A 25856-nucleotide genomic window follows, 5' to 3' on the forward strand; every position below is an offset into this window, starting at 1 on the left:
AAAGTTACGGCCTTACCCGCTTTCCTGTAAAATAGGATGTCAAAACAAAAACAAAGCCCAGAGCGGCTCCCATTTGACTGCCATCACCAATCATATAATGTGCAAAAAAAGCAAGAATGGTGTTAAAGAAGAATCCCGCATAGGCCCATTCTTTTAACCATTTGGAAAAATTGCCCCAAATAGCGAGCAATCCCAATAGCTTTGCAATGGCCAATGGGTAAATAATATAGGTAGGGTATCCCATGGCCTCAAAGAAACCTCTAATGGCTTCGTGATTGAAAAAATAGTTGTAGACAGAAAAGCACATTAGTGCCGTTAACAATATTGTCGACAGCCAAAAGGCAATTTTTTTGATTTTCATAATGGTGTTTTTAGGATGCGATTCCTAAAAATATAAAAAGTAAATGGAAAAGGGTCTAAACGAATCTACGCTCAACCAAAGCCACCAACCTTGCTTCGTAATCTTCCTTGCCTTCCCAGTTGTTATACTCCGGTTTTACCATATTGTTAATGAACGATATAGAACGCTCTTCAGTGTCAATGGTGTTAAGCTGTGATAGAACTCTGTTATAATCGTTCATATTGTCATCGAACAGGTGCTTTACAAAAGCTAGTTTGTCGTTGAGTCCAACTTGGAGGTCACGCACCAGGGTGTCATTCAATGATTTTGGTTTTGTATTTTCTGATGGAGAAAGAATTTCTTTTTCATTCTTCATGGTATCCGGTTTGGCCACAAACTCTGTGAAAACCTGTTCCAAAGCAGCTTCGGTGGGCATTTCAGAGACCATGTCTTTTATAGTGTCCATTCCTGGTGTAATGAGATCATCTTCATCTTCATGAGGGTTGCTCTCCGGTACGGCTATATTGCCACTCAATACAGCATTTGCCATTTTTTCGAATCTTGATGCAATAACATTTTTGGATACATCGACCTCAATATCACTTAACTTCTCATCTATAAACTTAAGTACGGCCAGTTTCTCATAAATGCCCTTTGCCTTGTCATACAATTCAACCAACTCTTTATCTTCACGCGCGGTTATAATATCCGTGGATAATTTTACCAACTCTTCCCTTAATTTCCTTATCATCACTATTAATCTTTACTATAAAAATATAATCATTTTAAATATGCCACTACGAACAAAAGGTTAAATTTTAATCTAAAATTGGGGCATATTTTTTTAGTAGTTTTGTGCTTTCCCATAATAGAAACGAAAAAACCACACAATTTCGTTTAAAAGTACATTATGTTTCTCGAAAACACCGTAAACCCTAAAGAACAATTTGGATGGATAGAAGTTATCTGCGGTTCCATGTTCTCTGGAAAGACCGAGGAACTTATACGAAGATTAAAACGTGCCCAATTTGCTAAACAAAAGGTAGAGATTTTTAAGCCTATAGTTGACACGCGCTATAATGAGGACATGGTGGTCTCGCACGATGCCAATGAAATTCGCTCCACACCGGTTCCAGCAGCAGCAAATATTCGGTTATTGGCAGATGATTGTGATGTAGTAGGGATTGATGAGGCCCAATTTTTTGATGATGAGATCGTCACCGTCTGCAATGATCTTGCCAACAGAGGTGTCAGAGTAGTTGTAGCTGGTCTTGATATGGATTTTAAAGGAAATCCTTTTGGCCCTATGCCGGCATTAATGGCCACCGCCGAATATGTAACCAAGGTACATGCCGTTTGCACCCGTACCGGAAACCTGGCCAACTATAGCTTTCGAAAATCCAATGACGAAAAACTTGTACTCCTTGGCGAAACAGGAGAATACGAACCTTTGAGCAGAGCAGCTTTTTATAAGGCCATGCTTAGGGAGAAAGTTAGTCAGATGGATGTTGAGGCTGAAGAAGTCAAAACAAAAAAGAAGACCGCCAATGGATAAAGTTGGTGAAACTACTTTGCATATTGACCTAAATGCTTTGGAACACAACTACATGTTTTTAAAGTCCAAACTTAAGGGCGATACCAAATTTTTGGCCGTGGTAAAGGCTTTCGCCTATGGTAGCGATATGGTTGTCATTGCCCAAAAACTGGAAAGTCTGGAGGTAGATTATTTAGCGGTTGCCTATGTAAAAGAAGGCGTTTTGTTAAGAGAAGCTGGCATAAAACTGCCCATCCTGGTGCTTCATCCCCAACCGACAAATTTTGGTGAGCTAATAGATCACTCTCTAGAACCCAGCCTGTATTCTCCAAAAATTCTAACCCTCTTTTTAGAAGTTGCAGCCGATAAAAAGTTAAAAGAATATCCGGTTCATATAAAATTCAATACGGGGTTGAACAGACTTGGTTTTTGGGAAAACGATGTGGATTACATCTTAAAACATTTGCAGGAGCGAAATGAATTGAAAATACTATCCGTTTTCTCCCATTTGGCAGCTTCAGAAGATTCCAAGGAAAAAGAATTTAGCAATGTCCAGATCAATATCTTCAAAAAAATATGTGAGGACATTAGCCAAAAATTGGGCTCTGTCCCTTTTCGACATATGTTGAATACCTCGGGTATTATCAATTATCCAGAAGCTCAATTCGAAATGGTCCGCAGTGGAATAGGGTTGTATGGCTATGGCAATGATGCCCAGATTGATGCGGAACTTAAACCTGTGGCTACCCTCAAGACCATCATTTCCCAAATGCATAAAATTGAACCTCATGAAAGTGTTGGTTATAACCGTGCCTATAAATCTGACCGATACAGAATTACTGCTACCCTCCCACTAGGCCATGCAGATGGTATTGGCAGACAATACGGAAATGGAAAAGCCCATGTGTACATCAATGGAAAAAAAGCACCCATTATCGGTAACGTATGCATGGATATGATCATGGTCGATGTAACTGAAATCGATTGTAAAGAAGGGGATGAAGTCATTGTTTTTGGTGAAAACTACTCAGCGGAGGATTTTGCTGCTTCGGCCAACACCATCTCATATGAAATTCTTACAGCCATATCCTCTCGGGTAAAGAGAGTTGTAACCCAATGATTTTTAGGCCTTACAGTTGGTGAAAAACCCTTTTTTTAATTACATTGTAAGCATATTAACCAGTTAAACTATACAAAATGCTTAAAGAGTTCAAAGATTTTGCAATGAAGGGAAACCTAGTGGATATTGCCGTAGGTTTCGTTATGGGTGCTGCCTTTAACAAGGTGGTTGCTTCCTTTACGGGTGGAATTGTTTCTCCCTTGATCGGTCTCATTTTCAATGCAGATTTCAAAGATTTGAAATATATTATTAACGAAGGAACTATGAATGATGCAGGAGAAAAAGTAGGAGAAGTCGCTGTTATGTATGGTGATTTCTTAACTAATGTTATAGACTTTATCATTGTGGCATTTGTAATGTTCATGATCGTAAAAGGAGTGAACAAAATGAAGAAGAAAGAAGAGCCAGCTCCAGAAGCTCCAAAGGGTCCGACTACCGAGGAATTGTTGGTTGAAATTAGGGATGCTCTAAAGAAATAAAAACTGTTTGCCCATAAGGGCAATCGCTACATCACAGTAGTAACATTAAAAACCGTCAGTTTGTTTCGCTAACATGCTGACGGTTGTTTTATTTATAACATTTTGTTATTTTATGATTACGGTGCTATAAAATGCTTGTTTAAAAGTTATTCTGCCCTAACTTTGTCCCTTCATTAAAGAAAATAAAATGAAAGTAGCAGTTGTAGGTGCCACAGGAATGGTTGGTGAAGTGATGTTGAAAGTATTGGCAGAGCGTAATTTTCCGATAACAGAGTTGTTGTTGGTTGCCTCTGAACGTTCTGTAGGCAAAAAACTGACCTATATAGGCGAAGAATATACAATAATAGGACTTAACGATGCCATTGCTGCACAACCAGATATCGCTATTTTCTCTGCGGGAGGTGGAACTTCTTTAGAATGGGCGCCAAAATTTGCACAAGTGGGTACAACTGTAATTGATAACTCATCCGCTTGGCGTATGGACCCCACCAAAAAATTGGTGGTGCCGGAGATCAACGCACACGAACTAACAACCGAAGATAAAATTATAGCTAACCCCAACTGCTCCACCATTCAAATGGTGATGGCGCTAGATCCTTTGCACAAAAAATATCAAATGAAACGTGTTGTGGTTTCCACATACCAATCCGTTTCGGGAACCGGAGTTAAAGCTGTACAGCAACTAGAAAACGAAATTGCAGGTGTCAAAGGTGAAATGGCCTACCCATACCCCATTGGTCGTAATGCACTGCCGCATTGCGATGTGTTTATGGAAAATGGTTATACCAAGGAGGAAATGAAATTGGCCCGGGAGCCTCAAAAAATATTGAACGACCGAACTTTTTCCGTTTCAGCAACCGCAGTTCGAATTCCAACAGCTGGTGGTCATTCAGAATCTGTGAATGTGGAATTCCATAACGATTTTGAACTATCAGAAGTAAGAAAATTATTAAGCGAAACTCCAGGAGTTACGGTTCAAGATAATCCAGATACCAATACCTATCCAATGCCCATTTATGCGCATGGAAAAGATGATGTTTTTGTTGGTCGAATTCGGCGTGATGAAACGCAACGCAATACCTTAAATATGTGGGTGGTATCAGACAATCTTAGAAAAGGTGCTGCTACCAATGCAGTTCAAATTGCGGAATATTTGATGGAGAACAGTTTGGTTTCTTCTGCTTCAGAAGCTGTTTCATAATAAACATTAGCTACCCTTAACACGGGCAAATATTTATTTATGGTATTTTTATCAGAATCAATCTGAAAAAAATGCGAAAAATAAGTCTAATAGCTGCTGTAGCAATATTCGCTGCCTGCGAAACAATAACAAAAAGAGAGCCCATTTCTGTGAATTATCCCATTACTCAAAAAGTTGACACGGTCGACACCTATTTTGGAACTGAAGTACAAGATCCTTATCGATGGTTGGAAGATGACCGAAGTCCTGAGACCGAAGGCTGGGTCAAAGAACAAAATGCTGTAACCTTTGGTTACTTAGATCAGATTCCTTTTCGAGAAGATTTAAAGAATCGTTTGGAAAAGCTGTGGAACTATGAGAAATTGGGGTCGCCGTTCAAAGAAGGTGATTACACTTATTTCTATAAAAATGATGGCTTGCAGAACCAATATGTGGTCTACAGAAAAAAAGAAGGCGGTGAGGAAGAAGTGTTCCTTGATCCCAACACTTTCTCTGAGGATGGAACCACGTCTCTAATGTCGTTGAGCTTCACAAAAGATGGTTCCAAAGCCGCTTATCTTATTTCTGAAGGCGGAAGTGATTGGCGCAAAGGCATTGTGATTGATGCGGAATCCCGAGAGGTAGTTGAAGATACCTTGGTGGACATCAAATTCAGTGGAATTTCTTGGAAAGGTAACGATGGCTTCTTCTATTCCAGCTATGACAAACCCAAAGGGAGTGAGCTTTCAGCAAAAACTGACCAACACAAATTGTACTACCATAAACTGGGAACACCGCAATCGGAGGACAAAATCATTTTTGGCAGAATTCCAGAGGAGAAACATCGCTATGTCTGGGGTTCCGTTTCCGAGGATGAAAAGTATTTGTTTATCACTGCTTCGACCTCAACCTCCGGAAACAAGCTGTTTTTGATGGATTTGACCCAACCTGATAGTGGTTTGGTCACTGTTTTGGATCATACCGATTCAGATACTTATGTAATAGAAAATGTAGGCTCCAAATTATATTTGGTCACAAACATGGATGCACCCAACAAGAAAATTGTGATGACGGAGGCTACCGCACCCTCCGCGGAGCATTGGAAAGATTTAATCCCAGAAACTGAGCACGTTCTTACGGCAGGAACTGGAGGGGGTTACTTTTTTGCCGAGTACATGGTCGATGCCATTTCAAAGGTGCTACAATATGATTATGATGGCAAATTAGTGCGTGAAGTCCAACTTCCTGGAGTAGGAAGCGCCAATGGTTTTGGTGGTAAAAAAGAAGAAAAGGAATTCTATTTTTCCTTCACTAATTACAACACTCCAAGCTCTTCCTATAAATACAATGTAGAAACGGGAGCTTATGAACAATACTGGAAACCAGAAATTGATTTTAATCCGGAGGATTACCAATCTGAACAGGTTTTTTATACTTCCAAAGACGGGACTAAGGTTCCGATGATCATAACCTATAAAAAAGGAGTAGAGCTTAATGGTAAAAATCCTACCATTTTATATGGTTATGGAGGCTTCAATATTAGTTTAACACCCTCTTTTAGTATCGTAAATGCGGTTTGGATGGAACAAGGAGGCGTCTATGCCGTTCCAAATCTAAGAGGTGGAGGAGAATATGGTAAAAAATGGCATGTTGCCGGTACCAAACAACAGAAACAAAACGTTTTTGATGATTTTATTGCCGCAGCGGAGTTCTTGATTGAAAACAAGTATACTTCCAAGGAATATTTAGCCATTCGAGGAGGGTCAAATGGAGGGCTTTTAGTTGGCGCCACTATGACCCAACGACCTGATTTAATGCAAGTGGCTCTTCCAGCAGTAGGCGTATTGGATATGCTTCGCTACCATACCTTCACAGCAGGTGCCGGATGGGCCTACGATTATGGTACTTCGGAAGAAAGTGAGGAAATGTTCAACTACTTAAAAGGGTATTCGCCTTTACATAATATTAAATTAGGAACTGCTTATCCCGCAACATTGGTCACTACCGGAGATCATGACGATCGTGTGGTTCCGGCGCATAGTTTTAAGTTCGCCGCCGAACTGCAGGAGAAGCAAGCAGGGGACAATCCCGCATTGATTCGTATTGAAACAAATGCAGGGCATGGGGCAGGTACCCCTGTGAGTAAAACCATTGAGCAATATGCGGATATTTTCGGCTTCACCTTATTTAATATGGGCTATGACAAGCTTCCAAATCAAGCTGTTTTAAAAGAATTCAAAGATTAGAAATACTTCAATTGGATAAAAATCCGTTTCTATAGAAGCGGATTTTTTCTGATCAAAACTCACCATGTTAAAAGTTCATGTAGATTCTTTCTCTTATAACTCCAAAACAATATTGGAACATATCTCCTTTGAAGTATCCAAAGGTGAGCATGTAGCTTTGATGGGGGAAAGCGGCTCGGGGAAAAGTACTTTGCTGAAAATCATCTATGGTCTTTTACATATTGAAAAAGGTTCTGTTTTTTGGGATGAAAAGCAAATTTTAGGACCCAATTTCAATTTGATTCCAGGTGAATCTTATATGAAATACCTTTCACAGGATTTTGATTTGATGCCGTTTACGACTGTTGAAGAGAATATTGGACAACATTTATCCGTCTTTGAAAGCGAAACACACCAACAACGTATTCAGGTGCTATTGGAACTAATTGAGCTTAAGGATTTCGCCAAAACAAAGGTCAAAAACCTGAGTGGTGGACAACAACAGCGTGTTGCCTTGGCCAGAGTGCTGGCCCAGGAGCCCGAACTACTTTTGTTAGATGAGCCCTTCGGGCATATTGATAATTTTAAACGAACATCACTCCGAAGAAACTTGTTTCAATATCTAAAGGAAAAAGGCATAGCTGTTCTTACCGCCAGCCATGACCCTAATGATGTATTGCCATATGCAGACCGAACCGTTATTTTGGAAAATGGCAAAATTATCGCGGATGAAAAAACCAAAAAACTGTATAAAAATCCTCCAAATTACTATACCGCTTCACTATTTGGAGAAGTGAATCAGATTCCCATAAAATTATTGAAAGCATATGCGGCCATAGATAGATCTATATTGGTCTACCCACATGAATTTCAAATATCAAAAGGCTCAGGATTGGAAGTTACCGTAACTAATTCCTTTTTTAAGGGAAGTCACTATCTGAATGAAGCTTCGGTGGAAGAAACCATTTTATACTTTAATACTTCCAAAAAGCTAAAGCCAGAAGATACCGTTTTCCTTAATGTATCTTTGGACACCATCAATGCACGTCTACAAATTGAACAAAGAACAAATCCATAAAGAACTTCAGTTTAAGGCCATTCGGAGTAGCGGAGCAGGTGGGCAACATGTGAACAAGGTCTCCTCAAAGGTAGAATTGACATTTTCTCTTCAATCTTCCCTGGGGTTATCGCCCTCTGAAAAAGAAAGGTTATTGTTGAAATTGGGGAAACGATTAACCAAAGATGAGGTTTTGATTCTTCAATGCGACCAAGCTCGAAGTCAGCATAAAAACAAACAACTTGTAATAAAGCGCTTTTTTGAACTTGTGAAAAAAGCTTTGGAGATTCCAAAAAAGAGAAAAACCACAAAGCCTTCAAAATCTTCTATTGAGAAACGGTTGAAGTCCAAAAAAAAGGATGCCTACAAAAAGGCGAGTCGTAAAAAACCGGATTGGGATTGATTTTGTCACTTCGAGCAAATTCGAAATCCATTTGAACATGATTTTTTCAAAGACTATATGACCTCCTTTTGGAGTTAAATGCTCTAAAGATTCTGTTCTCATAAGTCATTTCATCTAATCGTTAAGGCAACATATCTGTTAATGCTTCTGCCGTATTCACTTTCATTTGTGGCCCATGGACGGAGTGCTCCATAGTCTTGAATATGGATTCTATTTTCTTTTATACCATAATGTGCGAAAATCTTACTTACAGTCTTTCCTCTTTTTAAATTTATTCCAGGATATTTCTCCAATTCGCTTGGATGGGAATTAATCTCCAAAATCAGCTGGGAATTAGGTCGTTGAATAAGAATTCCCAATGTTATTTCTATGTCCTCATGATTAGTGGGAAAATCACACCCGCTTTCAAAATTTAAAACATCAGGGTAATGAAACAACGATACAATTCCCCCTGCTTTGGCATTTATACTATCTCTTTCCTTAAGATGGCCCATTAAAGTCAAAACTATCTTGTCCGTGTCGAAATCTTTTAAATCTGAAAAATTAGGACAATCACTTTTTTCAGTTTGTGATTGCATTAAAGAGTATCCTAAAAGAGAAAGTATCAAACTCAAAATAAGTGCTTTTCTTGTCATACAATTGAAGTTCAAGAATTCAATGCTTAAAATCCTGATAAAATTGACGGATAGTGCTTTTGACTTCATAATTGTTTCTTCCCATTTTATGGGAAGGTGGATTTCAACCAAAGGTGGAAAGACGAAAGGGATGGCATGACCCTTTCCGTCCACTTTAGTGAACACCTTCCCCCTAAAAGAGAAAAGAATACCATCGTAATTGTCACTTCCAGCGCAGTCGAGAAGTCTTCACAACTACATTAAATAGGTCTCGTCCTTCGACAAGCTCAGGATGACATCTCGACCTGACATTGAAATCAAGTTACAATACCTCAAGAATTTCCATCTTTGTGTCATTAAAAGTAATATCGTCTCCCTGCTCTTTTCCTAATAACAATTGGGCAATTGGGGCACTGGCCGAAATGCAAAAAGCGGAAAACCCTTCCTTTTTAAACGGCCCTGCGGAAATGGCAATAAAATAATCCGCAACAGAGGTCTTCACTAGACTTCCCAATACGACTTTCTCGGCATCTTTGGCAATATCAACCTTTTGAAGCGTTGCTTTCGTCTTGTCCAACTCCACTAGTTGCTTTCCTAGTTTTTCCTGCTCTAGTTGTACCATCGCCCTACCGGTTTCATGTTTATCCCCAGCGCTGCTTTTGGTTTCGGAACTTAGTGATTCTTGCAACTCCGCACTTCGTTTTTTTAAACGGGCTGTTTTTTCAATAAGGCCATCCTGGCAGAATTTTAAAAGTTGTTCTTTGATATTGGTCATTTTGTGTTATAACTCTCTTTATAGCGTCATTCTGAATTTATTTCAGAATCTCATTGCAGGAGATATTGAGAACCTGAAACAAGTTCAGGTTGACATATTATTTTTAGTTGAAAGTTAATCTAAAAACGGTTTCCTTATTGGGAATGGAGCGAACTTTTAAGTTTCCTCCATGCATTTGAATTACCCTTTTGGAAAGGCTTAGTCCAATCCCAGTGCCTTCATTTTTCGTGGTGAAAAAAGGAACAAAAATCTCGTCCATTAAATCAGGAGGAATTCCAGGTCCGTTGTCCCTAACCTCAATATACTTTATTCCATCATTATCTATCCCTGCAACCATGTTAACTTGACCATTTTCTGTCTCCTTTACAGATTGAAGGGCATTTTTTCCTAGATTGATCAAGACCTGGGTGAGTTGTTTTTCATCAACAAAAAATTCCAGGTCAATAGGAGAACAACTTACCGAGAATTTTGTTTTGGCATCCAAACGAGCCGACATTAATACATCTATTTTTTCCAATAATCCAACGCCATCAATAATGGCCCTGTTGGGTTCTGGAACATTCAATAAGCTTCGATATGATTGTACAAAATCCATTAGGTCTCCACCCTGTTCTTTAATGACTTCCAGCCCTTTTAAAGTATTTTTAATCTGGCTTTCATCCAACTTTTCCATGGGAACTATCTCGCCATTATTCCGATAATATTTGATAATAGAATCCGAAATTGAGGCAATGGGGGTAATTGTATTCATGATTTCGTGCGTAAGCACACGAATCAACCTTACCCAAGATTCTGTTTCCTTTTCATCCAATTCTTGATGAATATCTTGCACCACAACCAAAAGCAACGATTTTCCATCCAACATCAATGGAGTGGATTTAAGTGCCAATTGTATCTGCTCTCTTTCATTGGTTAATTGAAACAGCTTTCTTTCAAAAGGTTTGAACGATTTAAATACTTGATACAGTTTTTCATCTACTTGGGCCAATTGTTTTATGTGGTTAAGTGGGGTGTAGTTCAATAGTTTTTCCAAGGTGGGATTGGCAAAAAGAATATGTCCTTTCTCATTGAAGGTCAAAATACCTATGCTGGCCTGCTTTAAAATTTCCTGATAATATTGCTCTTTGATCTGCAACTGTAAATGCACTTCCTGAATTAGGTCGTTTACCCTGTTTAAACTCTTATTGAGTTCTTTAAAGGATTCAATGGATACCCGTTCCGGAAATCGAAGTGTAAAATCCTCATTGCGGATGGCATCAAAGAAATAGGCAATTTTTCTATTGGTACTATTGATGAACTTGATTAGAAAATATACTTGTGTTCCAAGAAAAAAGACGGAAAATGCCAGTGTAAAATACCATTCCCTTACAATTGAAAAAGCCAGGGCCAAGGCCGCGAGAGTAATGACAATCACCCTAAAAATAAGCTGAAAATAAAAATTTCTGCTGGCCATTATTTGTTCTTTTTCTTCAATTTGTTGTAAAGGGTCTGACGGGAAATTCCCAACTGATCGGCTGCTGCACTATAGTTGCCATCATGTTGGTCCAGTGCTTTAATGATCATTTGATGCTCCATTTCATCTAAAGTTGCCGGGCCGTGTTCAAAAGATTGCGAAGGCTTGCTGTGCAATAAAAAATCCGAAGGTTTTAAAACGTTTCCTTCGGAAAGGATTACCGCACGCTCCATGGTATGTTGCAATTCACGCACATTACCTGGCCATTGGTAGTCCATAAGTTTTTCTTGGGCCAAGTTGTTCATCCGCAAACCTTGCTTATCATATTTATTGGCAAAACGTTTCAAGAAAAAATCGGCTAAAATAAAAATGTCACCCTCGCGTTCCCGCAAAGGTGGTACTTCTATATTAATGGTATTTATTCGATATAAAAGGTCTTCCCGGAAAAGTCCATCGACAACCATTTGTTCTAAATTACAATTGGTAGCGCATATTAATCGAATATCAACATTAATTTGTTTGTTTGAACCTACCCTGGTCACCGATTTGTTCTGGATGGCGGATAATAACTTGGCCTGCATCTGTAGGGATAAATTGCCCATTTCGTCCAAAAATAAAGATCCTTGGTTGGCCGCCTCAAACTTTCCTGCCCGATCTTCCTTCGCATCTGTAAAGGAGCCTTTTATGTGTCCGAAGAGTTCGCTTTCAAACAAATTCTCGGCAATAGAACCCATATCCACCCCAATGAAAACCTCATCCTTACGAGGTGATAAGCGATGTAATTCCCTTGCGATTAACTCTTTCCCTGTGCCGTTTTCACCAGTGATCAAAACGTTCACATCTGTTTTGGCCACTTTTCTTGCAAGGTTCAGTACCGAGGTCAATGCTTTGGAATTGCCAATGATAAAATTCTTATCATCATTGATTACCTGCTTTAAATGGCTTTCCTTCTTTTTGAGTTTGTGAATCTCCTCCTTGGATTTTCGATATTCATAGGCCGATTTCACCGTGGTCAACAAACGTTCATTGTTCCATGGTTTTAAAATAAAATCGGAAGCTCCTTGTTTCAAGGCAGTAACCGCTAGATCAACAGCCCCGTAGGCCGTCATCATAATTACTGAGGTGTTCGGAGATTTTTTCTTGACTTCATTTAGCCAAAACAACCCTTCATTTCCGGTGTTTACCCCTGCTGAAAAATTCATGTCGAGCAGCACAATGTCAATTTCCTTAAGGTTTGGGAAAGAAGAAATCTGATTTGGATTAAAAAGAGTCTGAACACTTTTGTACTCAAACTGCAATAGAATCTCCAATGCGCTCAGTACACTTTTATTATCATCTACTACCAAAATATTGGCGTCTGTCATACGGCTTCAAAACTTAGATGTTTAAAACTACAAATTGAAATTATAAATTTTTTGCAAGTGTAAAATAATTGGACATTTTTTGTACAAAAATTTTACACTCCTTTATTATGGGGTTTTCTAACAACCTTTTAACTGTTTGATTTGCAATGATTTAATTCTTTGGCATAAGAATGGTAAATAGTTTGGCACAGTATAAAAACCATGACATTTAAAACATACATAACAGCACTAATTTTTCTAATATCCTTTGCGGGGTTATCCCAAAAGGTTTGGACCTTGGATGAGTGCGTTGCCTATGCCATCGAACACAACCTTCAGGTAAAAAATACTTCGTACACCAAAGATTCAGGCAAAGAAACTTATAGACAATCCATAAGAAATTTATTGCCCCGTATAAATGGTTCTACTTCTTACACGGTTCAATTTGGTCGTTCAGAAGATCCCAATACCAACGATTTTGTAAATACGGAGTTCTTTAGAAATAATTATTCCTTAGGTACTAATCTGGAGGTGTTTCAAGGTTTTCAAAAATTGAATTCCATTAAAGCATCAAAGTTCATTTATAAAGCAACTCAAGAAGATGTTCTACAGGAAAAGTTTCTTTTGGCTTTTCGGGTGATGAGTGCTTATTATGACATCAAGTTTTATGAAGGCTTGGTGACCAACTCGTTGGAACAGCAAGAAATTTCACAATCCAACTATGATCTGGTAGAAAGGCAAGTGGATTTAGGAATGATGGCCGGTGCAGATTTGTACGAAGCAGAATCCAATTTATTGGGAGATAAACTTTTGGTGACCCAAAACAAAAACTTACTCGCCATTGCCAAACTTACCTTGCTTCAGGAAATGAACCTGAACGAGGAAAACGATATTACCCTGCAGCCCAGTTTGGACGCTGCCGAGGAAATCAGCAATCAAGAAATTGAGGTCGACTCCTTATATAATGTAGCACGAGGTTTTGTCCCAATTGTAAAATCACAGGAATTTCGAGTCAACGCTGCCAAAAAACAGTTACACTCTATCCGAGGAGGTCTTTACCCTTCCCTTTCCTTAATTGCCGGTATTGGAACCAGCTATTTTGAAACCAATGTGGACGATAATGGAAATATTATTCCCTTTAGAACTCAACTCAAAGACAATACGTCAAAATTTGTGGGCGCAGAACTTAGTATTCCCATCAGCAATGGCTGGTCCAATCGTTCCCGGGTAAAACAACAAAAAATAGCCTATTTACAGGCCAAGAACAATCTGGAAATCCAGGAACAAGAACTCTTTCAACTTCTGCAACAATTAGTGCAGACCAATCGTGCGTTGGAAGATGAATTTGAGCAGAGTAAACAAAAGGTGCAGGCACAAGAATTGGCCTTTGCCATAGCGCAGAAACGGTATGAAAAAGGATTGATCAATGCCTTAGATCTTTTTCAGGCCAAGAACTTGTTCGGCGTTGCACAAAATGAGAACTTACAGGTGGGCCTTAGGCTTAAAGTGAACAAAAGCACAATCGATTTTTATAACGGACTGCCCATTTTTAACATCAACTAAAAAGAACCATGGATATAAAATTAGAAAAAAAGAGAGGACTTAAACCAAAACATTACGGCTACATAGCTTTGGGCTTGCTGGCATTGTTCACTGGATACAAGTTGATCTTTGCAAGTTCTGTTTCTACCTATAGAACCGATAAAGAACGTCTTTCTATTGCACAGGTTACCGAAGGTAAGTTTGATGATTATATTACCATTAATGGTAATGTTGCGCCAATTGCCACAATTTATATGGATGCCTATGAAGGCGGACGGGTTTCTGAAAAACTGATTGAGGAAGGAACCATGGTCAAAAAAGGAGATATCATCCTAAAATTGGAAAACATGGGCCTGTATGAACAGATTTTAGCCAGTGAAAGTAATCTGGCCCTAAAGCAGAATGATCTGCGCTCCACCAGACTTAATTTCGATTCAAGACAAGTTGAAGGACGAAGATCTTTGGCCACTGCCGAATATGACCTGCAACGCTTAAAGCGAAACTACGAACAGAATGAAGCTTTATACAAGGAGGAACTTATATCCAAGGAGGAATATCTTTTGTCCAAGGAAAATTATGAGCTTTCCATAAAACAACATGAGATTGTGAAGCTTCAGACTGAGCAAGACAACGAAATGAGGAAAACCTCATTGGCCGGGCTCGACACGGATCTTTCTCGAATGAAAAAAACATTGTCCATGGTATATGAACGTCTAGACCACTTGAATGTTAGGGCTCCTGCCGATGGTCAATTGGGCTTTTTGGACGCCGAAATTGGACAGAACATTTCACAAGGGGAGCGTATTGGACAAATCAATGTCCTAACCGATTTTAAAATAGAAGCGGAAATAGACGAGCATTATATTGACCGTGTTAAACGAGATCTGTCTGCAACTTTGGAGCGAAACGATAAGGAATATGAACTTCGGTTGCGAAAAGTTTATCCAGAAGTTCGAAGCGGTAGATTTAAGGTGGACCTAGTTTTTACCGGGGAAAAACCCGAAACCATCAGAGCAGGTCAGAGCTACAACATAAGATTGCAATTAGGTGCCTCTAGTGATGCTTTGTTATTGCCAAAAGGTGGGTTTTTCCAAAGTACGGGAGGACAATGGGTTTTTGTAGTTGGAACAGATGGCAATGAAGCCTTAAAACGAAACATCAGAATCGGGAAACAAAACTCTAGATATTTTGAAGTATTGGAGGGATTACAACCTGGTGAAGCCGTAATTACTAGCAACTATGACAGTTTCGGAACCGCAGAAAGAATAGTCTTAAAATAAAATGACTGTCACAGAAGGTACAGTGACGATGTCTTTAAAACATAAATCAAACCGAATAACAATCAGAAAATGATACAGATAAAGCAGCTTAAAAAAAGTTTTAGAACAGAAGAAGTAGAAACACTCGCCCTTAACGGTGTTAACCTCAACGTAGCAGAGGGAGAATTTGTAGCCATTATGGGGCCTTCAGGATGTGGAAAATCAACATTGCTGAATATCATTGGAATGTTGGACAACCCAACCGATGGCAGCTATGAATTTGCTGGTCACGAAGTCAGTGGACTTAAAGAAAGCCAGCGCACACAACTTCGCAAAGGAAACTTAGGATTTGTTTTCCAAAGTTTTAACCTCATCGATGAGTTAACAGTTTACGAAAATGTTGAATTGCCTTTGATCTATTTGAAAATGAGCAAAGCTGAACGAAAAAGTAAGGTGACTGCGGTTTTGGAGCGCATGAAAATTGCGCATCGTGAAAAGCATTTTCCACAACAACTTTCTGGTGGACAGCAACAACGCGTCGCCATTTCAAGAGCGGTGGTCACCAATCCAAAATTGATTCTTGCGGATGAGCCAACCGGTAATTTGGATTCCAAAAATGGTATTGAGGTCATGAATCTACTTACCGAACTCAATCAAGAAGGTACCACTATTGTAATGGTAACACACTCGGATAGAGATTCGCATTATGCACACCGGGTAGTCAACCTATTCGATGGTCAAATTGTAACGGAAAGTAAAAATAGGGAAATAGGCGCCATGGTATAATCGAGTTTATTCATCAATCACAACAATCAAAAAAACGAAACCATGTTTAGGAACTATATCAGAATCGCCTGGAGAAACCTTTTAAAAAGGAAGGTGTTCACGGCCATAAATGTTTTGGGGCTTGCCATTGGGTTTGGCAGCAGTGTTCTCATCTATTTGTTCTTGAGCTACCACCTATCTTTCGATAATTTCCATGCAAATTCTGATAGAATTTATCGTATGGTTACTGAGGAACACCGGGATTTAGTCGAGTACGATCCTAGTGTTCCTCCTGCATTTGCTAAAACTTTTCGGGAAGATTATCAATACGCTGAAAAAGTAGCAAAAATTGTTACGCAACATGGCTTTGTGTTGCATTCTGAAAGAAATGGAGAAGTTGACAAGTTTAAACAAAATGTGGCCTTTGTGGAAGAAGATTTTTTCCAAATCTTCAACTATCCATTACTAAACGGCAGTAACGAAGTCTCCCTCTCCGCTCCTAATACCGCAATTATTACGGAAGCTCTAGCTCAAAAAATGTATGGGAGCGCCGAAGTAGTAGGGAAGAATTTTGTGCTGGAAAATGACAAAACAATACAGATAACGGGGGTTTTAAAGAACATTCCGAAAACTTCCTTTTTAAAAACAGAGGTCTTCATTTCTTTTCAAAATTTAGAAGATTTTTTTGAGTTTGCTGCTACGGAAAATTGGAATGGCATTACCACCAATCTGCAATGTTTTTCGCTATTAAAGCCCAACCAAAACATTGATCATATTGAAACCGCTCTTTTAGAGCTTCCAAAAAAACATAGAGCCAAAACCAAGAACAAGCACGTCTATAGATTACAGCCACTATCCATTATGCACTTTGATCCGCTTTATGGAGGTCTTAATCCGGTTTTATTATGGGTCTTTGGTATTATTGGCCTTTTCTTGATTGTAATCGCGTGTATTAATTTCATCAATATTTCTACGGCGCAAGCATTCTACAGATCTAAAGAAATTGGAGTTCGCAAGGTATTGGGAAGCTTTAAACAGCATTTGTTTTGGCAGTTTCTATCAGAAACATTTGTAATAAGCCTTTTTGCAATTCTTATTGGTGTAGGGCTTGCCGTTCTTTTTCTTCCTTCTTTTAATGACCTCTTTCAGATAGAATTATCAGTATATCACTTACTGAACATCCGATTCTTTGCATTTCTGATTTTGGTTTTGGGCATAGTTTCTTTTCTATCCGGAAGCTATCCCGGAATATTAATGTCGCGAATTGTTCCCGTATTGGCACTAAAAGGAAAACTAAGTCATAATGATACCGGAGGCAATACCACAAGAAAAGTGTTAGTTGTGGCCCAATTTGCAATCTCCATTACACTTATTGCGGCAACTTTGATTATCTCACGGCAGATAGATTATGCTGTAAATACCGATTTAGGATTTAACAAGGAGTCTGTAGTTATGGTTGATATCCCAGAAGACATGGAACCCTTACAGTTACAAGGACTGAAAGACCGCTTCAATCAAATTTCTGGGGTACAGAGTACCTCCGCTTGTTTGAGCAGTCCTGGTGGAGCAGACAGTAGTTGGGGCACCAGTATAAAATTTCATAATAGACCAGAACCTGAAGAATTCAGCATTGAGTTAAAGGCCGGAGACATTGATTTCATAAATACATTTGATATACCTCTTATAGCAGGTAGGAATTTTTTTAAAAATGACTCGCTAAGTGAAGTTCTGGTCAACGAGAGGTTTGCCCAAAAATTGGGGTTGGCATCTTCAGAAGAATTACTTGGAAAAAAAATCGAAGCAAGTGGCGGTAGTGTCAAAGCTACCATTGTTGGGGTGGTCAAAAATTTTCATGATGCTGATTTTACCCAAGAAATAAGTCCAATATTCATTGGTGCCAACAACAATTGGTATAACGAACTGGCCTTTAAAATAAACATGCATAATACCAAATCCACATTAGCTCAAATTGAACAGGTTTGGACCGATACTTTTTCAGACTATGTCTACGAATACCACTTTTTGGATGAAAGGGTAGCTGAACAATATGAATCGGAGCAACGCTATCTATCATTGTCCAAAGTCTTCTCTGGTCTGGCCATTTTAATCGGTTGTTTAGGGCTATATGGCTTAATCCTCTTTTTCGTTGGCCTGCGCACCAAGGAAATTGGTATTCGAAAGGTATTGGGAAGTAACGTTGCCAACATTCTGGCGCTATTCACAGCAGATTTTTTCAAATTGATTTTGATTGCAGGAGTGTTTGCTACTCCAATTGCATGGTACCTAATGGAACAATGGCTTCAGAGCTACACCTATAGAACAGAAATTCATTGGTGGGTATTTGCCTTCGCTATACTATCGATAATGATCATCACATTATTGACGATAAGTTATCAAACCTTAAAAGTGGCGGTGGCCAGTCCAGTGAAAAGTTTACGAACCGAATAGCCAATCAAAAAACGAACAATCATGTTAAAGAATTATTTTAAAACCGCTTGGCGAACATTACTCAAAAACAAGGTGTATTTATTCATAAACACAATTGGGCTATCCATTGCAATTGCGGTTTCCTTTTTAATGCTGCTTTGGGTTTTTGATGAATCTAGCATGGATAAATTCCATGAAAAAGATGACCAGATTTTTTTAGTAAAAAGAACCATTCCGTTGGAAGAGGGTGTTTTGGATGTTTATAGTGGCATATCTTATCCTCTGTTGAAAACTGCTAAAGAGCAACTTCCAGAAATTGAAGAATACATTACTCTTGGGAGGACTTTTGAGGACAACCTCCGCATTAAAAATACAGATTTTAGGGCGCCTGGGGCGTTTGCCAACGCCGCCTTTTTCAACTCCTTCTCTTTTCCTGTACTAGTTGGAGATATTAATGCCTTGGATGAAAAGCCAGAAGCTATTGCAATTTCGGAGCGTTTGGCTCAACGGTTTTGGGGTGATGACTGGCCTCAAAAAGCTTTGGGAAGCCCTATCCATATTTATGACAATGGCGATTTTGCTGTAGAAGCCGTATACAAGAATTTTCCAGCGCAATCTTCCATTCAAAACGATTTTTACTACGGCTTTCAACACCACCTAAGTCAGAATGACTGGATGTTAGAATGGGGAAACAATGGCATGCAGGGTGCATTTTTGTTACGTAAAGATGCGGATGTAGCACAGGTAGCAAAAAAGACCGAGAAACTCTTTCAAGAAAACATCTCGGGTGAGTTCAAGGAAGGTATTCTCATACAGAAGTTTTCTGAAAATTATCTCCATAACCGTTTTGATGAACAAGCAAAAGTAGCTGGTGGACGTATTGAGTATGTGCGGATATTTACTTTGGCAGCTATTTTTCTTCTAATAATTTCCTGTATTAATTTTATCAATCTTTCTACAGCTTACGCCACCAAAAGATCAAGTGAAATAGGCGTACGAAAGGTCGTTGGAGCTAAGAAAAATATGCTTGTTGGGCAATTTTTTATGGAAACTTCCATAATTACCTCCCTTGCCTTTTTTATGGGCTTATTGATTTCGGTACTGCTTTTACCTTCAATAAATACGTTTACAGGGAAACAACTGGCCATTGATATCACTAGTCCGCAACTATGGATTATTATTTTTGGGGTTTTTGCTTTCACAACTTTGCTTTCTGGAGCTTATCCTTCCCTGATTATTTCATCATTTAAGCCCATTGAGGCCCTTAAGGGAGCCGGCAAAGAACAGAAGAACACCATCTCCTTGCGAAAGGGTTTGGTAGTATTACAATTCTCACTGTCCATCTTGTTGATTATTTCCGCCTTGGTTATTCAAAATCAGATAGATTATGTTAACCAGAAGGATTTAGGTATTGCCAAAGATCATATCATATCCATACATCAGGACCAAGTGATTACTGAAAAATATCAGGCCTTAAAGAGTGAATTGACAGCTTCTGCTGGTATTGAAGCTGTTACTTTGGTCGGCCCTTCCCCCCTAGCAACTCCTGCATCGAGTAGTGGTGTTAGCTGGCCTGGAAAAACCCAAGAGCAGGAGAATATTGAATTTACCCTGTTATGGACCGCACATAACTTCCCAAGCGCATTTGACATCCCCTTAAACCAAGGTGACTATTATCGCGAAGGTTCAAAAGACACATTGAACTTAGTTGTTAACCAAACAGCCGTAGATATAATGCAACTGGGTGAAAATCCTATTGGAAAAACTATTCAATTCTGGGGTGCTCAAAGACAAATAATAGGGGTGCTCAAAGACTTTCACAACAGATCACTCTATGAGCCTATACAACCCACAGTCTTTTTATTAGAGCCCGAAAATGCCGGTGAGCTGATGATTAAACTGGATGCCGCACAAACTGAAGAAGGCTTGGCTTCCGTGAAGACCGTTTTTGAAAAAGTATTGCCAGACACCCCCTTGCACTATGACTTTCTTGACGAAGAATACGCCGCAAACTACAGAACAGAAATGCTAACAGCCACTTTGGCTCGCTATTTTGCCATGATCTCCATTCTATTGTCCTGCTTAGGTCTATTTGGTTTAGCCACCTTTATGGCCAAACAGCGCACCAAGGAAATTGGTATCCGCAAAGTATTGGGCGCAAGCATTAACAGTATCACCTTCTTGATTTCAAAAGATTTTTTAAAGTTGATTGCCCTCGCAATATTGATTGCATCGCCCTTGGCCTATTATTTTATGAGCCAATGGCTAGATGATTTTGCGTATCGAATAAATATTCCAGTCTGGGCCTTTGGGCTGGCTGGTGCTTTGACCTTATTAGTAACCTTGATGACCATTGGTTTTCAAGCGATTAAATCTGCAATGGCCAATCCAGTAAATAGCTTAAGAACCGAATAACAATCAAAAACGAGCGTCATGTTTAAAAACCACATTAAAATAGCCTGGAGAAGTCTTAAAAATCAAACTTTTTTTACTTGCCTCAACACTATAGGCCTTGCTATTGGAATTGCAGGAGGATTGCTTATTGCTTTGTTTATCCATGATGAACTGAGCTTTGATACCATGTTTAAAGATGCCGATAGAATACATAGAATCAATGTAGATGTAAAATTTGGTGGTACGGAAAGTGTAATGGCTGAAGTATCCGCGCCTATGGCCAATGCCGTGGTGGCCGATTTTCCACAAGTGGAGCTTGCCACAAGATTCAACACCCTTGGCTCTACCCTAATACGAAAAAGCGACACCCAAAGAAACTCCAAGGAAGATGCCGCTACTTTTGTTGATGCTTCTTTTTTTGAAATGTTCGGGTTAGAGCTTATCGAAGGGAATAAGGCTACCGCACTGACTCAACCCAATACACTTATCATATCAGAGACAACTGCTCGGAAACTCTTTGGTAGTTCAAATGCATTAGGAGAAACATTGGTAGTGAACAATTCAGGCACCTATACCGTAACTGGGATTATAGCCGACATGCCAAAAAATTCTTTTTTAAGGGACTGCTCAGTTTTCATAGCAATGGCAGGGTTGGAGGATGCACAAACCGATGAATGGACAAGCCATAACTATCCAACCTTCATAAAATTGTCTCCCAACGCTCGCATAGAGGACTTTCAAGTACCATTACAATCCATGATGGGAAAATATATAATCCCTTATGCACAAAGGTTTTTCCCTGGAATCACCGAAGAAGCATTTATGGCATCGGGCAACCACTATAAGTTGAGTACCATCCCCCTAACCGATATTCATTTGCATTCCAATTTGGAAGCCGAGATGAGTGCCAATAGTAGTATTCAGAATATTTATATACTCTCCTTTATTGGTTTGTTTTTACTTGTTCTGGCCAGTGTAAATTTTATGAATCTTTCCACTGCATATTCCCTAAAAAGAAGCAAAGAAGTTGGGATACGAAAAACATTGGGTTCTTCAAAAGTTGCTCTTTTAAGACAATTCTTAATGGAATCAGGTCTAATTTCCTTTTTGTCTCTTATACTTGCCTTGGTTTTAGCCGCACTGGTTTTGCCTCTATTCAACAGTTTGGCGGGCAAGGCCATCGAAATTCCATTTGCCAATCCATTGTTCTGGATAGTCTTGTTAGTTTCAACAATAGTCTTAGCGTTATTTTCTGGATGGTATCCCGCATTTTTTATGTCGCGATTTATGCCAATATCTGTTTTAAAGGGTTCGGGTGAAAAAACTGTGGGTGGAAGTAAGGTCAGGAATATGCTCGTTGTTTTTCAGTTTTCCATTTCCGTTTTATTGATTATTAGCACTGCTGTAGTCTATCAACAACTCAATTATATTCAAAGTAAAGATTTGGGGTTCACCAAAGATCAGGTTTTAATCATTGATGAGGTTTTTATAGCAGGACCCAAATTACAGTCATTTAAAGAACAGGTGTCGCAATTGGCGCAGGTAAAAAAGGCAACCATTTCTGGTTTTTTGCCCACACCTTCATTTAGAGGCAATACCAGTTTTGCCAAAGAGGGTCAAATGAGCCAGGATAACGCAATTAATATACAAGTTTGGGATGTAGACCATGATTATTTATCAACCCTTGACATTGAAGTTTTGGCGGGCCGTGATTTTAACAAAGAATTTGCCGCTGACTCCACAGCAATGGTCTTAAACGAAGCCGCTGTTGACATACTGGGAATATCATCGGAGGAAGCTCTTGGAATGAGATTATCGCGAGATCTAGGGTCTGATAACCCCCAATACTTAACTGTTGTTGGTGTTATTAAAAACTTCCATTACGAATCCTTAAGACGAGATATTGGTGGGCTTTGTTTAAAAATAGGACGCTCAAATGGCTCTATGGCGGTCAAATTGAATGCAAGTGATTTCTCAACCACAATCGCTGCTATTGAAAACATTTGGACTGATGTTGCCCCTAGTCAACCATTTGATTATCGCTTCATGGACGACGCATTCAACGCCACCTATGAAGCAGATCAAAATCTAGGACAAATTTTTATCACATTCACCATCTTATCAATTTTTATTGCTTGCCTTGGGCTTTTTGGACTAGCAGCCTTCAATGCAGAAAAACGAACCAAGGAAATCGGCGTACGAAAGGTTTTAGGTGCGAGTGTAAGTCAGATAACGGTAAGGCTTACCAAAGATTTTTTAAAGTTGGTTGGAGTGGCCATTCTGATTTCCCTGCCTGTTGGATGGGTTATAATGAACAAATGGTTGGAAGATTTTTCATATCGGATAGAAATCAGTGCATGGGTTTTTATACTCGCGGCTTTTATGGCAACCAGCATTGCAATTATGACAGTAAGTTATCAAAGCATTAGGGCCGCGGTGGTAAATCCCGTTAAAAGCTTGCGGACAGATTAATCAATCTTAAAACAAATAATCATGTTAAAGAACCATTTTAAAATAGCCTGGAGAAGTCTTAAAAAACAGCCCTTCTTCGCATTCTTGAACATTTTTGGGCTCGCCATTGGTATAGCTGGAGGTCTGCTTATCAGCTTATATATTATTGACGAGCTGAGTTACGATACCATGTTTACCGATGCTGATCGCATCCACCGAATAAATGCAGATATCAAATTTGGTGGAGAAGACCGGAAATTTGCGGTTACTCCCGCTCCGATTGCAGAAGCCATAGGCAACGATTTATCAGAAGTGGAACTCACCACAAGATTTCGTACAAGGGGAAGTGTGCTCATGAAGCGTTCTGGCACAGAGGTTAATGTAAAGGAATTGCAATCCACTTTTGTAGACTCTACCTTTTTTAAGATGTTTGGCATAAAACTATTGGCCGGTGATATAAAAACAGCATTGTCTTCACCGAACACGTTAGTTCTGACCAAAACCGCCGCAGAAAAGCATTTTGATATTGGTAATGCCATAGGACAAACCTTGCTATTGAACAATACCCAAACATTTACGGTTACCGGGGTTATTGATGATCTACCAAAAAACTCTTTTTTAAGGGACCATACGATTTTCATGTCTATGGCGGGTTATGAAGATTCGCGGATTGTAAATTGGGGAAGTAACAATTACCAAACCTATATCAAATTAATACCGACAGCCAATGTGGCCGACATTCAAGAGCCACTGCGAAACTTTTTAGGAAAATATGTAATTCCCGGAGTACAACAATTTATGCCCGGTATTACCGAAGAACAGTTTAAGGCCGCGGGCAATCATTTAATTTATAGCACCATTCCTTTAACCGACATTCATCTTAACTCGGACAGGGTCGCAGAAATAAGTCCCAACAACAATATCCAAGGAATCTATATTTTAAGTTTTATAGCAGTCTTTCTTTTGATTTTGGCTTGTGTAAACTTCATGAACCTATCAACCGCCTACTCCTTAAAAAGAGCTAAAGAAGTTGGTGTTAGAAAAACCTTGGGTTCAAACAAGACCGATTTGATCCGACAGTTTTTAGTGGAATCTGGTTTGGTTTCTTTTGGAGCACTCCTGGTTGCAATTCTTGTAGCCATAGTTGCCCTCCCTTTCTTCAACGATTTGGCAAATAAAGATATTTCCATGCCCTATGACAACCCTGTTTTCTGGTTAATACTATTTGTTTCAGGAATAGTTTTAGGTCTTTTTTCAGGAAGTTATCCTGCATTCTTTATGTCAAAATTTATTCCCGTGGAAGTGCTTAAAGGATCGAACAGTAACAGTATGGGGGGTAGTAGGGTGAGAAATGGCTTGGTCATTTTCCAATTTGCCATCTCCGTATTTCTGATTGTGGGTACTTTAGTCGTTTATCAGCAATTACAGTATATCCAAAATAAAGACCTTGGCTTTTCAAAAGACCAAGTTCTAATTATTAATGATGTATACACCCTTGGAAACAAAAGAGCTTCATTCAAAGAAGAAGTAAATAAACTGGGCTATGTCAAAAATGTAACTCTGAGTAGTTTCTTCCCAACACCTTCTTCACGTGGCGATAGTACTTTTGCTCCTGAAGATGGGTTAACCGACCAAGAAAGGGCGGTAAGTATGCAAACTTGGGGTGTTGACCACGATTACGTATCCACTCTTGGATTTGAGATCATTGCAGGTAGAAATTTTGATAAAAGATTTAAAAACGATTCAACCAGTATAATTATCAATGAATCTGCTGTTACAACGATTGGGCTTTCCCCAGAGGAAGTGCTTGGAAAAAGGTATACTCCTGATCTAGGACAGGAAGGAGCACGGTTTTACACCATTATCGGGGTTGTTAAGGATTTTCATTTTTCCCCTTTCAGGGAAAACATCGAAGGACTTAGCCTACACCTTGAAGGTTTTGCAGGCTCTATGGCTATTAAATTGAGTACAGCTGATTTTCAGACCGCAATTGCCGGTGTTGAGGAGGTATGGAACAAACTTGCTCCGGGCCAACCCTTCGATTATTATTTTATGGAAGATTCTTTCAACAGAACCTATAAAGCCGAACAAAGACTAAGTCATATATTTTTCATTTTTACATCACTTTCCATCTTAATTGCATGTCTGGGCCTATTCGGCTTGGCGGCTTTCAATGCGGAAAAGCGAACCAAGGAAATTGGTGTTAGAAAAGTGCTTGGTGCCAGTGTGGGCCAAATCACCTATAAATTGACCCAAGATTTTCTACGCTTGGTCGCTGTTGGCATATTGGTGGCATTGCCCATTGGTTGGTTTGCCATGGATAAATGGCTCCAAGATTTTTCCTATCGCATATCCATAGGATGGGAAGTATTTATAATCGCTCCTTTATTGGCCGTTACCATCGCGATTTTTACTGTTAGTTATCAAAGTATAAAAGCAGCGGTGGTCAATCCTGTCAAAAGTCTAAGAACCGAATAAACTATTTAAAATGAGAG

20 protein-coding genes are annotated in these 25856 nt (G+C 39.3%); 14 read left to right on the forward strand and 6 right to left on the reverse strand.

Annotation, left to right across the window (positions count from 1 at the left end):
• Positions 1–4: 4 nt before the first annotated feature.
• On the reverse strand, positions 5–361 hold the full coding sequence (locus IAG46_RS10145) for a DoxX family protein (protein WP_190810241.1): 357 nt from the start codon (positions 359–361) through the stop codon (positions 5–7).
• 55 nt (positions 362–416) lie between these two features.
• Positions 417–1091, reverse strand: coding sequence for a hypothetical protein (locus tag IAG46_RS10150; RefSeq protein ID WP_190810242.1), 675 nt, complete (start codon positions 1089–1091; stop codon positions 417–419).
• Between the two features lie 159 nt (positions 1092–1250).
• Between IAG46_RS10150 and IAG46_RS10155 the strand changes: the two genes are divergently transcribed.
• The 7 genes from IAG46_RS10155 to arfB all read left to right on the forward strand — a co-directional run bounded on the left by IAG46_RS10155 (position 1251) and on the right by arfB (position 8338).
• The gene (locus IAG46_RS10155; protein ID WP_190810243.1) at positions 1251–1895 is read left to right on the forward strand and encodes a thymidine kinase; all 645 of its coding nucleotides are present in this window, start codon (positions 1251–1253) and stop codon (positions 1893–1895) included.
• Positions 1888–2994 carry an alanine racemase gene (alr, locus tag IAG46_RS10160; protein WP_190810244.1) on the forward strand — a complete coding sequence of 369 codons (1107 nt, stop codon included), beginning with the start codon at positions 1888–1890 and terminating at the stop codon, positions 2992–2994. The genes IAG46_RS10155 and alr overlap by 8 nt, the downstream gene beginning before the upstream one ends.
• Before the next feature lie 77 nt (positions 2995–3071).
• Positions 3072–3473 (forward strand): large-conductance mechanosensitive channel protein MscL, encoded by a 402-nt coding sequence (gene mscL, locus IAG46_RS10165; RefSeq protein ID WP_190810245.1) that lies wholly within the window; start codon positions 3072–3074, stop codon positions 3471–3473.
• Between the two features lie 187 nt (positions 3474–3660).
• Positions 3661–4674, forward strand: coding sequence for an aspartate-semialdehyde dehydrogenase (locus tag IAG46_RS10170; RefSeq protein WP_190810246.1), 1014 nt, complete (start codon positions 3661–3663; stop codon positions 4672–4674).
• A 71-nt stretch (positions 4675–4745) separates the two neighbouring features.
• On the forward strand, positions 4746–6899 hold the full coding sequence (locus IAG46_RS10175; RefSeq protein WP_190810247.1) for a prolyl oligopeptidase family protein: 2154 nt from the start codon (positions 4746–4748) through the stop codon (positions 6897–6899).
• Between the two features lie 64 nt (positions 6900–6963).
• Entirely contained in the window at positions 6964–7956 is a 993-nt protein-coding gene (locus tag IAG46_RS10180; RefSeq protein WP_190810248.1) for a sulfate/molybdate ABC transporter ATP-binding protein, read from the forward strand.
• A complete protein-coding gene (gene arfB, locus IAG46_RS10185) occupies positions 7934–8338 on the forward strand; it encodes an alternative ribosome rescue aminoacyl-tRNA hydrolase ArfB (RefSeq protein WP_190810855.1) in 405 nt (134 codons plus the stop codon). The genes IAG46_RS10180 and arfB overlap by 23 nt, the downstream gene beginning before the upstream one ends.
• A 110-nt stretch (positions 8339–8448) precedes the next feature.
• On the opposite strand, the gene IAG46_RS10190 is transcribed toward arfB, so the two are convergent.
• The 4 genes from IAG46_RS10190 to IAG46_RS10205 form a co-directional block, all read right to left on the reverse strand.
• The gene (locus IAG46_RS10190) at positions 8449–9042 is read right to left on the reverse strand and encodes a hypothetical protein (protein ID WP_190810249.1); all 594 of its coding nucleotides are present in this window, start codon (positions 9040–9042) and stop codon (positions 8449–8451) included.
• A 232-nt stretch (positions 9043–9274) separates the two neighbouring features.
• Positions 9275–9727: a 3-oxoacyl-ACP synthase gene (locus IAG46_RS10195; RefSeq protein WP_190810250.1), complete on the reverse strand. Its 453-nt coding sequence runs from the start codon at positions 9725–9727 to the stop codon at positions 9275–9277.
• Positions 9728–9830: 103 nt separating this feature from the next.
• Positions 9831–11180: a PAS domain-containing sensor histidine kinase gene (locus IAG46_RS10200; protein ID WP_190810251.1), complete on the reverse strand. Its 1350-nt coding sequence runs from the start codon at positions 11178–11180 to the stop codon at positions 9831–9833.
• A complete protein-coding gene (locus IAG46_RS10205; protein WP_190810252.1) occupies positions 11180–12544 on the reverse strand; it encodes a sigma-54 dependent transcriptional regulator in 1365 nt (454 codons plus the stop codon). Before IAG46_RS10205 ends, IAG46_RS10200 begins: the two co-directional genes overlap by 1 nt.
• 201 nt (positions 12545–12745) lie before the next feature.
• Here IAG46_RS10205 and IAG46_RS10210 point away from each other — a divergent pair, with 201 nt between their 5' ends.
• The 7 genes from IAG46_RS10210 (at position 12746) to IAG46_RS10240 (ending at position 25839) form a co-directional block, all read left to right on the forward strand.
• Positions 12746–14086 (forward strand): TolC family protein, encoded by a 1341-nt coding sequence (locus tag IAG46_RS10210; RefSeq protein ID WP_190810253.1) that lies wholly within the window; start codon positions 12746–12748, stop codon positions 14084–14086.
• 8 nt (positions 14087–14094) lie between these two features.
• Positions 14095–15345 carry an efflux RND transporter periplasmic adaptor subunit gene (locus IAG46_RS10215; RefSeq protein ID WP_190810254.1) on the forward strand — a complete coding sequence of 417 codons (1251 nt, stop codon included), beginning with the start codon at positions 14095–14097 and terminating at the stop codon, positions 15343–15345.
• A gap of 69 nt (positions 15346–15414) precedes the next feature.
• Positions 15415–16110, forward strand: a complete 696-nt coding sequence (locus IAG46_RS10220; RefSeq protein WP_190810255.1) for an ABC transporter ATP-binding protein — start codon at positions 15415–15417, stop codon at positions 16108–16110.
• 42 nt (positions 16111–16152) lie between these two features.
• Positions 16153–18537 carry an ABC transporter permease gene (locus IAG46_RS10225; RefSeq protein WP_190810256.1) on the forward strand — a complete coding sequence of 795 codons (2385 nt, stop codon included), beginning with the start codon at positions 16153–16155 and terminating at the stop codon, positions 18535–18537.
• 21 nt (positions 18538–18558) lie between these two features.
• A complete protein-coding gene (locus tag IAG46_RS10230; protein ID WP_190810257.1) occupies positions 18559–20931 on the forward strand; it encodes an FtsX-like permease family protein in 2373 nt (790 codons plus the stop codon).
• Positions 20932–20949: 18 nt separating this feature from the next.
• Entirely contained in the window at positions 20950–23382 is a 2433-nt protein-coding gene (locus tag IAG46_RS10235) for an ABC transporter permease (protein ID WP_190810258.1), read from the forward strand.
• 21 nt (positions 23383–23403) lie between these two features.
• Positions 23404–25839, forward strand: a complete 2436-nt coding sequence (locus tag IAG46_RS10240) for an ABC transporter permease (protein ID WP_190810259.1) — start codon at positions 23404–23406, stop codon at positions 25837–25839.
• The last annotated feature ends 17 nt before the right edge of the window (positions 25840–25856 follow it).

It is taken from the genome of Flagellimonas sp. S3867 (assembly GCF_014698935.1).
Lineage (GTDB): Bacteria > Bacteroidota > Bacteroidia > Flavobacteriales > Flavobacteriaceae > Flagellimonas.